General features: G+C 67.3%; 10 protein-coding genes. 2 read left to right on the forward strand and 8 right to left on the reverse strand.

Features of this window, described 5'->3' with window-relative positions:
* Positions 1-20: 20 nt before the first annotated feature.
* The 4 genes from ACH54P_RS14215 to mhpA form a co-directional block, all read right to left on the reverse strand.
* Complete coding sequence (locus ACH54P_RS14215; RefSeq protein ID WP_489912852.1) at positions 21-725, reverse strand: AfsR/SARP family transcriptional regulator; 705 nt, start codon at positions 723-725, stop codon at positions 21-23.
* A gap of 481 nt (positions 726-1,206) precedes the next feature.
* Entirely contained in the window at positions 1,207-2,211 is a 1,005-nt protein-coding gene (locus ACH54P_RS14220; RefSeq protein ID WP_489912853.1) for a VOC family protein, read from the reverse strand.
* Positions 2,204-3,061, reverse strand: a complete 858-nt coding sequence (locus ACH54P_RS14225) for an alpha/beta fold hydrolase (protein WP_489912854.1) — start codon at positions 3,059-3,061, stop codon at positions 2,204-2,206. Before ACH54P_RS14225 ends, ACH54P_RS14220 begins: the two co-directional genes overlap by 8 nt.
* Positions 3,058-4,650: a bifunctional 3-(3-hydroxy-phenyl)propionate/3-hydroxycinnamic acid hydroxylase MhpA gene (mhpA, locus tag ACH54P_RS14230; protein ID WP_489912855.1), complete on the reverse strand. Its 1,593-nt coding sequence runs from the start codon at positions 4,648-4,650 to the stop codon at positions 3,058-3,060. Before mhpA ends, ACH54P_RS14225 begins: the two co-directional genes overlap by 4 nt.
* Positions 4,651-4,773: 123 nt before the next feature.
* On the opposite strand from mhpA, the gene ACH54P_RS14235 reads away from it, so the two are divergent.
* The gene (locus ACH54P_RS14235) at positions 4,774-5,403 is read left to right on the forward strand and encodes a TetR/AcrR family transcriptional regulator (protein ID WP_489912856.1); all 630 of its coding nucleotides are present in this window, start codon (positions 4,774-4,776) and stop codon (positions 5,401-5,403) included.
* Positions 5,404-5,524: 121 nt separating this feature from the next.
* Here the strand turns inward: ACH54P_RS14235 and ACH54P_RS14240 are convergent, their stop codons facing one another.
* Genes ACH54P_RS14240 through ACH54P_RS14255 form a run of 4 tightly spaced genes read right to left on the reverse strand, consistent with a single transcriptional unit; the run spans position 5,525 to position 12,003 of the window.
* Entirely contained in the window at positions 5,525-6,496 is a 972-nt protein-coding gene (locus ACH54P_RS14240; protein WP_489912857.1) for an amidohydrolase family protein, read from the reverse strand.
* A complete protein-coding gene (locus ACH54P_RS14245; protein WP_489912858.1) occupies positions 6,493-7,194 on the reverse strand; it encodes a TetR/AcrR family transcriptional regulator in 702 nt (233 codons plus the stop codon). Before ACH54P_RS14245 ends, ACH54P_RS14240 begins: the two co-directional genes overlap by 4 nt.
* Before the next feature lie 43 nt (positions 7,195-7,237).
* Complete coding sequence (locus ACH54P_RS14250; RefSeq protein ID WP_489912859.1) at positions 7,238-9,289, reverse strand: YhgE/Pip family protein; 2,052 nt, start codon at positions 9,287-9,289, stop codon at positions 7,238-7,240.
* Complete coding sequence (locus ACH54P_RS14255) at positions 9,289-12,003, reverse strand: MMPL family transporter (RefSeq protein WP_489912860.1); 2,715 nt, start codon at positions 12,001-12,003, stop codon at positions 9,289-9,291. The genes ACH54P_RS14250 and ACH54P_RS14255 overlap by 1 nt, the downstream gene beginning before the upstream one ends.
* Before the next feature lie 113 nt (positions 12,004-12,116).
* Between ACH54P_RS14255 and ACH54P_RS14260 the strand changes: the two genes are divergently transcribed.
* The gene (locus ACH54P_RS14260; protein ID WP_489912861.1) at positions 12,117-12,788 is read left to right on the forward strand and encodes a TetR/AcrR family transcriptional regulator; all 672 of its coding nucleotides are present in this window, start codon (positions 12,117-12,119) and stop codon (positions 12,786-12,788) included.
* The last annotated feature ends 123 nt before the right edge of the window (positions 12,789-12,911 follow it).

Raw genomic sequence — 12,911 nt, forward strand, 5'->3', positions numbered from 1 at the left:
GCCTGTCGCCGAATTGCGTGTCACGAATTCGTTGAGAGAGCCACACTGCCGAGGTGATCGGAATCGCGCACGGACACATCCGGCAGCAGCGTCGGGTCCGACCGGAGAATCCGTCCTTGCAAGTCTATCAATGTCGGGTGCGGGTCAATGCCCAGCTCGTCACTGAGCAGGCGCCTGGTCTCGGCGAAGACCGCCAACGCATCAGCTTGCCTCCCACATTGATATAGCGCCCGCATCATCAAGGCCCGGAGCGGTTCCCGCAGGGGATGCTCCCTCGTCAGCGAGGTCAGGTCGGCTAGCGCGGTAGCGAATTCGCCAAGTTCGATGTCTAGCTCGATACGCGCCTCGAGAACAGCGAGCCGCCGCTGAGCGATCCACTCACGCTGCCTCTCCGCGAACGGTCCGGGAATTCCAGCCAACGAAGTGCCCTGCCAGCGTCCGGCGGCGCGGTGCAGCAAGCGGTGGGCGCCGACAAGGTCACCACTGCGGCGAGCCTCCATCGCGGCGGTCACCTCATGTTCGGCAAGGTCGAGGTCGACTGCGCCCTCCGGCAGGGACAGCAGGTATGAGGCGCCCCGCGAGATCAGCACCGAAGGACCACCAGTCGGCCGAACCCCGGCCTCCAGGACGCCGCGCAGCCGCGATACATACGTGCGTACTGCCCCCACAGCTGCCTTGGGCTGATTGTCACCCCACAACGCGACGACTAAGTCGTCCACCGGCACCGGGCATCGCTGACCACGGAGAAGTAGCACTGCGAGCGTGGCACGTTGCTGCGGGCTCCCAAGGGGTAGTTCAGTCGCTCCCCTCCATCCCCGCAACGATCCGAGGACGGCGAACCTGAGTGACGTGCCGTCAGTCATCGTCAAACCTTCCCTGCGGGACAGCCGCAAGCCCGAACATGCTGATGAAATCATCAGCCACTGCCTCGGACGATAGCAGAGCCACACGGCGCGACGTAGTGTCCCTAACCCCCTCGGATTCGTGGCCATTCGTGCAACGGCCACCATGGTCCCGCGTGGACCGTGACCGCGATGGGCTTGCCACTGAGTTGCGCGGCTGTAGGCAGTGCTCTCCTGGCTTTCTCGTCCACCACCGAACCCGCCGACGACATGCTGACGCCACCGCTGCCCAGGCTCCGCCCTGGGGCCGTCTTGGATACTGCGAGGCGGGAACTGAGCGCGACGTTCCGCGCTTCGTCTCGACTCAGTCGTCGGCGATTCCCCGACCGCTGAGTGCGGGGACCGTCTCCTCCCGACGGGCCAGCGAGCGGGCCGCGTTCTTGAACTGGGTCAGCTTGTCGACGATTGTCTGACCGACCGGTGTGTGGCCCCAGATGCTGATGCCACGGTGCGTCGTCGGTTCCCAGGTCGTCTCGTCGACGACGATCGGGTTCCAGCCGACCTCCCACTCGAATCCGGACGGCGTCTGCGCGTAGTAGGACAGCTCGCGGTCGTTGGTGTGCTGACCAACGGCGAGCGCCATGCCAAAACCGAGTTCCTTGACGCGCTGGTAGGACTGGGTCATGTCGTCGAGTTCGGCGACCTGGATGTTCAGGTGCTGCACGCGAGTACGGATCGGGTCGATGCGCAGCCCCTGGGTGGACGCGACGGCGATCGAATGGTGGCGCTCGTTGACCCGCAGGAACCGGATCTTGAGTTTGGCTCCACTGATCGTCTCGTCGATGTAGTCCGAGAGACGCGCGTCGAACACGGTGTTGTAGTAGCCGCGCAGCTTCGTCGGCCGAGTCGAGGTGATGGCAACGTGGCCCATGCCGCCATTGCCCGTTACGAACGCCCTGGTCGGCATCCGCAGGGGCGCCGGGTCAAGGCGGGCTCGTGTGAAGATTTCCTGCGTGAGTCCTTTCGGTCCGGGGAACCGCCACATCCGTTCGACGCCGCGGAGAGCCGCTTCCTCGTCGGTGCCCTCGACGATCGGGACGCCACGGCTGCGGACTCGCGCCAGGATCGTGTCGAAGGTCTCGTGGTCGTCGATCTGCCAACCGATGGCGACAACGTCCTCAGCGGGGCCTCGTCGCACGAGGAACCGGCACTGGTGCTCGTCGAGGCGGAAGCGGATCGTGTCGGAGGCCAGTTCGTCGAGGTGCATGCCGATGGCGTCGGCGCCGAACCTGCGCCAGTCGGCGAACTTCTCGCTTTCCACGACAACGTAGCCGAGGTGGACACGGCCGAACACGGCTTTCTCAACCATCGAGGAACCTCCTCACTGTTTCGTTGAACAACTCCGCTCGCTCCCATTGGACCCAGTGGCCGGCATTGGCCACGAGCAGCAGGTCGCAGTTCGGCATTCGTTTGGCCAGCGCCGTGCCTCCGCTGGGGCGGTTGACCCTGTCGTCGGCCCCCCAGATGACCAGCGTGGGCGTTTGCAGGCGCGAGAGCCGGCGGTCGCGGGTGAAGTCCATCCGCCACAGCACGCGCAATGCACCGGGCCCAGACGGTTTGCGCAACGGCGGGTTCGCCACGACCTCGGGATCGATGCTCGCGGTGTACCGCGCGTCGATCACCTCGTCGGGGACGGCGGAGCCGTCGTGAACGAGGTATCCGCGAATGAACGTCTCGAGCTTCTCACGCGAAGGCCCGTCACCGCCGTAGTAGGACAGCAGCTTCTGCAGTCCAGGAGCCGGCACCCCACGGGTTGTGCCGATGCCGCCGGGTCCCATCAGCACCATCTTGCCGACCCGTTCGGGGGTGTCCAGCGCCAGCCGAAGGGCCGCCGCTCCACCGTAGGAGTTGCCGACGAGGTCGGCGGCACTGAGATCCAGCGCGTCGAGGACGCCGCGGACGGCGTCCGCCAGGGAGCGGAACGGATCACTTTGGTCGACGTGCTTGCCGGATCGTCCATACCCAGGCAGGTCCGGGATGATCACATGGTGGTCCTGGGCCAGAGCGTCGATGTTGCGGACGAAGTTGGATACGCCGGATGCTCCCGGGCCGCCGCCGTGCAGCAACAGTACGGCGGGGCCGTCTTCGCCGGCCTCGGTAAGGAAGATGTCTTGGCCGCCGACGCGGACCGACCGCTCGCGCAGGGTTGCTGAGCTCATGATGCGTGCCTCTCGGTGAATTTGTGGTGAGCGGACGTGGTAGGAGCACTCAGGCCGGCTGGCGGGGGCGACAGTGCGGCCCCGGGTGCGGCGGCGGTGTAGACGATGCGATCGGGTCGCAGCACGAGCGCGGACGACCGGTGCTTGCGGAGCCACGCTGACAGCACGTTGTCGGCGTCGACGATGGCGCCTTGGCGGGGCCGCGCCCCAGCGGGCAGGACCTCGATGACGGTGGCACCGGCCTGGTTCCACCCTGACGTGTCCTGGAGCGGACCCCGGTGCAAGACGACCCAGTTCGGTCCGAGCGCGTCGTCAAGGCGTACCCGGGCCCCCGCCGAATCGGTGACCCACGGCTGGGAGATCTTGCGACCCTGGGCTGCGCTGCCATCGGGGGCCAGGAAGCCCTCTGCGTATCGGCAATCGGGGATCCAGAGAGCTTTCTGCATCGAATCGCTCAACGGTTGCACCAGCCGGACACCGCGAAAGATGGCGTTGCGGATCGTAGTCAGCAATGGTCGCCGCTCGGTGATGATCCGGCCGACCTGGACCGCGCGCCTGGTCACGTCCCGCACGTGCGGCTGGCGCTCGGTCTCGTAGGAGTCGAGGACTGTATCGGGCAATTGCCCGGACTGCACTGCTGCGAGCTTCCAGCACAGGTTGGCCGCGTCGCGGACCCCGGCGGCCATGCCTTGGCCGATCCACGGCGGCATCACATGCGCGGCGTCTCCCGCGAGGAAGACCCGGCCGACGCGCCAGCGTGCAGCGAATCGCACGTGATGGCTGTAGACGACCGCCCGCAGGATCTTCACCTGACGTTCGGTGATGCCCTGCCGGGCGAGCAGCCGCCACACGGCCGCGTGGGTCACCAGCTCGCGCTCGTCCTCCCCCGGCAGCACGGGAAATTCCCAGCGGTGGTGCCCCAGCGGAGTCGGGCAATCCACGGCGGGTCGCCTCGGGTCGCAATGGAACCGCAGCCGATCGTGGGTTGGCCATTCAGTGACCACTTCGGTGTCGATGACAACCCACCGGTCCTCGTAGGTGCGGCCTTCGAAGCCGATCCCGAGCTGTCCGCGCACTGCACTCGATCCGCCGTCGGCCGCAATGACGTACGAGGCACGGAGCCGGGTCAGTACGTCCTGGCCGAGCCTCGCGACGAGCAGCTCTACGCCGTCGTCATCTTGACGGACTCGCAGGCATTCGTGCTCCAGCAGGACTTCTACATTCGGATAACGCGCGGCACCCTCGCGAAGGGTCTGCTCGAGGGCAGGCTGGTAGATGAACATCTGCGGGGGGTGGCCGTGGCCGTGTGGGCTGGCCGCGGCGCTGATGAAGGAAGCGCCCTTGGCATCGACGAAGTCCACCGGCTTGTCGGCCAGCATGTCTGCCTTGAGCCGCTCCGCCAGGCCGACCTGCTGCCAGATGCGCAGCACTTCCTCATCGGTGGAGATGGCCCTGGCCCTCGCGTAGATCGACGGGTCGCGTTCGATGACCACGACCGACAGGCCGCTCGCGCCGAGCAGGTTCGCGGCGGTGACCCCGGTGGGCCCGTAGCCGATCACGGCGACGTCGTAATGGTCGCAGTCGGTCACGTCTGTGCCTCCTTGCACTGGGAACCGCCCAGCCTTGACGGAGCGCTCACTACGGCAACTCCCGTAATGCTCGCTACAGTAAGCTTCGGTACAGTCAGCGTCAAGACACCATCGGGAGCGGACATGAGCGACGAGCGGACCACGCGCCGCCGACGAGCGAACGGCGAGGAATCGCGTCGCCGGATCCTCGACGCCACGGTCGAAGTCGCGGGCGAGCGCGGCTACGAGGGCACGAGCATCGCGCTGGTGAGCAAGAAATGCGGGTTGCCGGCCAGTTCGATCTACTGGCATTTCAAGGACAAGGACGACCTGATCGCCGCGGTCATCGAACGCAGCTTCGACGGCTGGCTGGCCGCGCTGGCCTTGCCGGACGGGGAAGTCGGCGAACCGGTGGTCCGTGTCTCCGAGATGGCCGGCCAGGTGGCGAAGGCACTCCTGGACACGCCCGAGTTCCTGCGCCTCGGACTGATGCTCACACTGGAGCGCCGCCCCGAGGAACCCAGCGCCCGACGAATGTTCCTGCAGGTGCGCGAGATCGCCGAGCACCGGGTCGCCAAGATTATCGCCGAATTCGTGCCCCAACTGGAGCCCGAGTCGATCCAGCTGCTGACCACGTACGCACTGGCCGGCGCTGACGGCTTGTTCATCGCCAAGGAGATCGGCGGCGACAGCGTGGACCTGATGCGTCTGTTCGAACTACATGCCCAGGTGTTGTTCGATGCCGCGGCGCGGCTGACCGGGGAAAAGAGCTGACGGGTCCGCAGCCGGCCTGGGCGAAGAACACCCGCCGCCTTGCCGACGGGGACGTTCAACGTACCTTGATGCGGAAACGCCCCCGTCAGCCCACGCTGATCGCCCTTTCGTCGTCGGCCGATCAGCCCTTCAGCCGGGGGAACAAGCTCTCCGAGTTGCCGCGGTCGATGGCCGCCCGCAGCTTGCTGTCCAAGGAGTATTTCTCGTACTGCTTGTTCATGAACGACACAGCGGGCACGGGAGCGAACGGGAAGTCGCTGCCGTAGGTGATGTGGTCCGGGTCCGCCACCTCCAAGAGGCTGGGCAGTGCCGCCGGGGACGCCGAAAGCGCGATGTCGTAATAGAACTGGCGCAGCACCGCGAGTTGCTTGGGCACTTGGTGCTTCTGGTCGAGCATGGTCCACGCCTGCTGAGCCTTGTTCTTGGTGCTCATGATCGTGAGCAGGATGCGGTAGGAGATGTAGGGCACGAACCCGCCGGCGTGCGCGAGGATGAACTTGATCCCCGGGTACTTGTCCATGGCCCCGGACAGGATGAGGCTGATCGCTGTGCGAGTGGTGTCGAGCAGGAAGTCCGCGGTGAACGTCGGGATGCCAGGGACGTCGGGGCCGGGCAACTCCCCGGGGTGGATGAACACGGTGACCTGCCGGTCGTGCAGAAGCTGCAATAGCGGCTCGAAGCCGGGGTCGCCGAGGTAGCGGCCATCATTGTTAGCCAGCAGCACGATCCCGTCGGCGTGCAGTGTGTCGAGCGCGTACTCGGCTTCGGCCAGCGCGCCGTCGACATCGGGGAGGGTCAGCGTCGCGAAGAACCCGAAGCGGTCCGGCCGGTCAGCAACGACTTGCGCGGTGTACTCGTTGACATCGCGGGCCCAGCGGCGCGCTCCGGCGACGTCGCCGAAGTAGACCCCCGGGGTGGACAGCGAAAGGACGCCGGTCGCGATCCCATGGCTGTCCATGAACCTCAGTGCGGCCGACGGCGACCAGGCCGGCAGGTCGATGCCGCCAGGCCGGATGCCTTTGTCGTGCATCCAGTCCGCGTAACGCGGAGGCACGATGTGCTGGTGGGTGTCGATGCGCCGGGCGCGGCTCATGAGAGGGTGTCCTTTCCATCCGGTGTTACTTCGCGGGGTGCGATCAGGGCGGTCAGCGTGCGGGGCAGGATGTCGGTCATGAACCGGTTGTCGATCGGGGTGGCCAGGCCCTCGAACAGAGCTCGTTCCAACGCCGTCTCATAGAGCGTCACGATCACCTGGACGGCATCGCGGGTGCTGACCAGCAGACGCATGCCGATCCGGTCGAGCACGCTGTCGAGGACCTGCCCGAGGCCATCGTGGAATCGGGCCTGGGCGGCGGCGGTAGGCTCGCGTAACTCGGGTTGGCGCAAAGCCTGCGCCCGGAACTCGGCATCGAGCAGATACCAGTTCGTGTCCGACACCAGTGGCTCCATGAACAGCAGGCCGGCGCGCACCAGCATCGCGCGGACACCGTCGGCCGCTGACGGCTCGTATTCGCCGATCGCTTCGTCAGCGGCCGCGTCCAGCCGTCGTAGCCGGGCATCCATCTGTTCTTCGTAGACGGCCAGGAACAGGTCTTCCTTGCTGGCGAAGTTGGAGTAGAACGCCCCGCGGGTGAAGCCGGCTCGGTCGCAGATCAGCTCGACTGGGGCGTCGTGTATGCCACGCTGGGTGAACACGTCATAGGCCGCGTCGATCAGTCGCCGCCGCGTCTCCACACGCCGCTTCGTCACTCGTGCAGGCCGGCTCGGATCGCGCGATTCGCGGGGGATCACCGGGGGCGCCACCCGGACGACGGCGCCTCCACGACGGCGCTGGTCATGTCGTCACCAGGCGACGAGCACCGTCCAGCCGTACTTTCCTGGTCGACAGATAACGACGGCGATCGGTGACCACGATCGACACGAGCGTGCCGACGAGCAGCCAGGCGGCAAGCTGGGCGACACCGGTGGCGAGACCGGTGCCGTCGGTAGCCGTGGCGCGCAACGCGAGGACAGCACCGTGGGTCGGAAGGTAGTCGGCGAAGGTGTATAGGGGCCCTGGCAACGTCGAGACGATGCCCGTCGCTCCGGCCAGGACCAGAACGGCCAGGGATGCGAGCCGCCCAGCTCGGCCGAAGATTGCGGTGGCGGCCTGGTTCAAGGCGACGAACGCGGAGGCGGCCAGCAGGGCGATCAGCAGGAAGCCGACGGTGCCAGCGAGGCCGAGCTTCAAGACGGGAACGGCGATCGCCGTGATCGCGAGTGCGGCCAGCGCGGCTGCGGCCGCGCCCGGGAGCGCCGCACGGAGGATGATGCTCCAGGTGGGTTCGCGGGCGGTGAGCACGGCGTCGGGAACGGCCTGGGTCACGATGTACGTCGCCAGAGCCAGCGCCCACAGCGCCAGCGCGGCGAACAAGGTCAGGGCCAGGGTGCCGACCGGTGTGCTCTCGGTCGTGGCGGTGCTGGGATCGGCTGCGACGGTCTTGAGGTGCGCGCGTTCGGCATCGGTGTAGCTCGGGACCTGGTCGCGGCCCTTGTCCAGTTGGGTGGCGAGCTCGTGTGCACCATCGTTGACCTTGACGACGCCGTCGTTGAGCTGTCCGGCTCCGTCGGAGAGGGTCCGCGCGCCGCCGGCGAGCTGGGTCGCGCCCGTGGCGAGCTTGTGTGCGCCGGTGTTGGCTTGCTGGACGCCCGTGTCGAGGCGACGCGCTCCGGAAGCCGCGTCGGCGATACCGGCGGCGAGTGCGGCGGATTTGTCGGCCAATTCTGCGGTGCCGTTCGCGACCTGGCGGGCTCCGGTGGCGAGGGCCTGGACGGAGTCACGGGCTTTGATCGCGTTGGCGCGGACGGCGGCTTTGGCGTTGTCGATCTGCTGGGCGTCGGCGGTGAAGCGGTCCGCGGTCTGGCGAAGGTCGCGGCAGAACGAGGCCGCACCGCCGTTGGCGCTGCATTCGTCGGCGAGGCGGCGAAATTGCTGGGCGGCATTGGTTGCCGAGGGCAGCGCGTCGATCGCGGCGATGATGCGGTTGGCCAGCGGCACAACGGTCGCGGCGAGTTGTTCATTGCCGTCGGCGACCTGGTCGGCTCCATTGGCGAGCTGCCGGGTGAGTGCGGGTAGCTGTGCGGTGTCGCGCTGGGCTTGGGTGAGGCCGGTGGCCAGCTGCCTCGAGCCGGTGGCGAGTTGGGTCGTTCCGTCGGCGAGCTGGTCCGCCCCAGCCGAGAGCTCGCCGGCCGCGGTCGCCAGCTGAGCCGAACCGTCGGCGAGTTTCTTGGCACCGGGTGCCAGCTGGGCGGTGCCGTCGGCGAGCTGAGCGGCGCCGTCCGCGGCTTGGTTGACCTGCTTGTGGATGGTGGAGAAGCCGACGTAGATGTTGTCCAAGTAGGTCTGCACGACCTGCTGGTTCAGCGTGCGCTGGGTGGCCTGGGCGATGTGGTCGGCGAGGTCGGGATCGGTGACTCCTGCGGCGTCGGAGGTCTGCACCTGCAGTTGCGCCTGGCGGGCTTCGAGGGGTTTAGCGGTGGCGGCCGAGGTGGCGCGCGCGGAGAAGTCCTTGGGGATGGTGACCGTGGCGGCATACGTACCGTCGGCAAGGCCGGAAGTGGCGTCGTCGGCGTCGGTGAGGACCCAGGTGTAGGCGGAGTCACCACTGTGGGTGAGGTCGCCGGCGAGCTGTCGGCCGAGTGGGATGGTCTGGCCGTTGACCTGGACGGGTTCGTCGTTGTTGACCACGGCGGCCTTGGCGGTCCCGTGGTTGGCTTCCGGCGTCCAGAACGCCCAGGTGAGCAGGCCCATGATGATGAGCGGGACGGCGATCAGGCCGGTCCAGGTGCGCCAGGACAGCGGGCCGGTGGCCAGGGCGCGGGCAGAGTTCGCGAACGGCTTGAGCATCAGTTGACCTCGGCGAGCTGGGTTGCGGCGGTGAGGGCGTGCAGCTGAGTGACGGAGGCCGGGATCAGGTCCCGGATGCGCTCGGGGTCCTGGCACGACAGCACGAACGTGGCGGCACCCGCGGAGCGGGTGCGGCGCTCGGAGAGCAGGCTGCGCAGCTGGTTCCTGCCGGCCGTGCGCAGCACCAGATCGACGTCGTCGATCAGGACGAGTTCGGCGTCGCCGGCCAACGCGTCGGCAGCCTGCTGGGCGACGTCCTTGCTGTCACGGCCGCCGATGATGGCGACGTCGCGGCGCAAGGAGTGCGTGTGTTGGGGCAGTACTCGTCCGAGCACCTTGAGGTCTCCGTCCAACTTGGTGACGCGGCCGGCGAGGGTGTAGAGCAACGCGGATTTTCCGCAGGCTCCCGCGCCGTGCAGGACGAGGACTCCGCCGCGCGGAACGTGCAGGGTGACACCGGCGTACACCAGACGGCCGCGGTCGTCGACCAGCCGTAAGTCGCGAGCGCTGATCGCTTCGGTGCTCCCGGGGGCGGGCCAGTCGGCGAGTCGCAGCTCGTGCACGAGCGAGTCACCTTCGGCGTCGAACACCGGCAGGACGCGGTCGAGCTTCGGGGGCAGCCCCCAAGCACGGCGTCCCAGCAGAGCGAGGACCGCCGGCACCAGGGTCATCCGGACGACGAAGGCGTCGATGAAGACCCCGACTGCGAGGCTGAAGGCGATGGGTTTGATGGTGGCGCTGCCTTCGGGCACGAACGCGGCGAATACACCGAACATGATCACCGCGGCGGCAACCACCACCCGGGAAGCCGAGACGAATCCTGACTGGATGGCGTGCTGCGGGTCTCCGTGGTGCACGTAGTCCTCACGGATCCGCGAAACGAGGAACACTTCGTAGTCCATGGCGAGTCCGAACAGGACACCCATGAGGATGATCGGCAGGAAGCTGATCACACTGCCGGTGTGGGTCACGTTCAGCGCCTCGGCGAGATGGCCCTGCACGAAGACGAACGAGGTCGCGCCGAATGCCGCGCCGACGGAGAGCAGGTAACCGACGGTGGCCTTGATCGGTACCCAGATCGAGCGGAACACCATGGCCAGCAGGACCAGCGACAGCCCGACGACCAGGATCCCGAACGGGAGCAGCGCGCTGCCCAGCTGAGCGGAGACGTCGATGCCGACGGCCGTGATACCGGTGACCGCGGTCTGGGTGCCGTAGGCGTCGAGGAAGTGCTGCTCCTGTCCGCGCAGCCGGGCAACGAGGTCGTCGGTCTGCGCGGAATCCGGCGCGGTGGTCGGGACGACTTGGATGATGCCGGTGTCACCCTTGGGGTTCGGAGTGGCCAGTGGCACGGAGGCGACACCGGGCAGGTGCCGGATCTCGTCGGCGATCTTGTTCACCAGGTCGACGGGGTCGGTGCTGGTGATGATGTCGGCGGTCACGATCAGCGGACCGTTGTAGCCGGGGCCGAAATGGTCACTGACGATCTCGTAGGTGTCGCGGGCCGGACTGCCGTGTTCCTCGGTTCCGTTGTCGGGCAGTGCCAGCCGGAGACTCGCGGCGGGGATCGCGCATACTGCCAGCCCTGCTACGACCAGGAGGACAGTGACCAGTGGCGCCTTCGTCGCGGTGCGGACCCACCAGCGCGCGATCTGAGGGCGCGGCCGGCGGCGTCGCGTACGCCGGGGTTTCGGCACCCGCGGACGCAATCGTTTGCCGGCGAAGGACATCAGTGCCGGAACCAGTGTCACGGCGATGGCGACGGCCAGGGCGACGGCGGCCGCGGCGGCGATACCCATCGTGGTCAGGAACGGGATCCCGGCCACCGACAGGCCGAGCAGGGCGATCACCACGGTGAGCCCGGCGAAGATCACGGCCGACCCGGCAGTCGCGGTGGCGCGGGCGATGGACTCTTCGACGTCCTGTCCCTCGCCCAATTGGTCGCGATGCCGGGACAGCAGGAACAGCGCGTAGTCGATGCCGACCGCGAGGCCGATCATGACCGCGAGCATCGGCGCCGTCGAGGAGATCGGCGAGACGAGCGTGGCGACGTAGATCAGGCTGATCGCGACACCGACTCCGAGGATGGCCGTGACCAGCGGCATCACCGCCGCGATCAGGGACCGGAACATCAGCACCAGAACCAGCAGCGCGATGACCAGCCCGATGCCCTCGGTGGGGCTGAGCTTGGGCACGCGGTTGGAGAAAGCGTCACCGCCGGTGTAGACCTTCGCACCGGCACGCGTCCCCAAGTCCTCGGCGATTGTACTGAGCTGGGTCTTGGTGGCCGGGTCGACTTGGGCGAGCTGCACTTTCAACGGCACCGCGATCAAGGCTGCCCGTCCGTCACCGGACACCGCCCCGTTGACGTGCTGGTCGAACGGATTCACCACGGTCGCGACCTGGTCGAGCTTCCCGATCCGGGTTACCGCGTCGGCGACCGCGGCGCGGGCCTGAGGCGTGTCGATCTTCGCCCCTCCATTCGCCACGAGCACGAGCTGGGCCGAGGTGCCGCTCACCTCCGGGAACACGCGTCCCAAGTGGTCCAGCGCGTCCTGTGATTCCGAACCGGGGATGGCGAAGGTGTCGTCGGTGCCCTGGTTGAACACCACCGCCGCCCCGCCGGCCACCGCCAGGCCCACCACCCACAACGCGAGAACGAGCGCACGTGCACGGGCTGCCGCGCGGCCCAGCCGGTAGAGGAACGACGACACGAGGACTCCCAACCAGGTCGGATACGTGATGCATCGTAATACGCCGTGCATCCGATGCATAGTGCATCGCGTCACCTGCCCGGGTGAGATCGAGGAAAAGTAAGGTGGACCACATGGCGACCAGCAGCACAGGTCTCGGAACCCCGAGGCGCACGACCCGGCGGCGCGCGGAGACCAGGCGGCGCGTCATCGAGGCGGCGTACACGGTGTTCACCGAACTGGGCATCCGCGACGCCCCGGTCGAACTGATCTGCGAGCGCGCCGGGTTCACCCGCGGCGCGTTCTACTCGAACTTCGCCAGCAAGGAAGAGCTCTTCCTGGCCGTGTACGAGGCGCAGATGCAGGAGCGCACCGACCGCCTCCGCTCGGCAGTCGACGAAGCCGTGACAGCAGTCGACCCCACGTCCGAAACCTCGGTCACGGAGGTACTTCAGCAGGCCGGCACCATCTTCATGGAGTCTTTGACCGCGGACGAGACCTGGTATCTGCTGAACGCCGAGTTTCGCGCCCAAGCCCTCCGCCAACCGGAACTTCGCGCTCCGACCGCCGCCGCCGAACGCCACTTCCACAACGCCCTCGCCGACATCCTGCAGGACATGCTGAGTCGCTTGGGCATGCGCCTGACCGTCGATCCGCGCAGCGCGGTCATCACGATCGTCACGCTGTACGAGACGATGTTGGAGCGGGCCATCCTTGACGAACTTCCCAGCAAGGCCGACAGCCGCTACCTGACCCACGTGCTTCCCCGCCTCTTTGCCGCGCTGGTCACCGAAGCACACGACTGATCTTCCACCGAGGACCCTCAGCTCCGACACGAACGAGTGACGTTCACTGGCAGGTGTGCACTTTGTGTGGCACACATCGGGTTGCGTTGACCAGACATCTCTGCTGATATTTTCATCAGGCAT

This window comes from Amycolatopsis sp. N2S4-7, assembly GCF_058119595.1.

Bases quoted from the DNA above. Each gene is read 5' to 3' on its own strand.
- ACH54P_RS14225 (WP_489912854.1), bottom strand. From the start codon at position 3,061: ATGAGCTCAGCAACCCTGCGCGAGCGGTCGGTCCGCGTCGGCGGCCAA.
- ACH54P_RS14250 (WP_489912859.1), bottom strand. From the start codon at position 9,289: ATGCTCAAGCCGTTCGCGAACTCTGCCCGCGCCCTGGCCACCGGCCCG.
- ACH54P_RS14235 (WP_489912856.1), top strand. From the start codon at position 4,774: ATGAGCGACGAGCGGACCACGCGCCGCCGACGAGCGAACGGCGAGGAA.
- ACH54P_RS14220 (WP_489912853.1), bottom strand. From the start codon at position 2,211: ATGGTTGAGAAAGCCGTGTTCGGCCGTGTCCACCTCGGCTACGTTGTC.
- ACH54P_RS14260 (WP_489912861.1), top strand. From the start codon at position 12,117: ATGGCGACCAGCAGCACAGGTCTCGGAACCCCGAGGCGCACGACCCGG.
- ACH54P_RS14240 (WP_489912857.1), bottom strand. From the start codon at position 6,496: ATGAGCCGCGCCCGGCGCATCGACACCCACCAGCACATCGTGCCTCCG.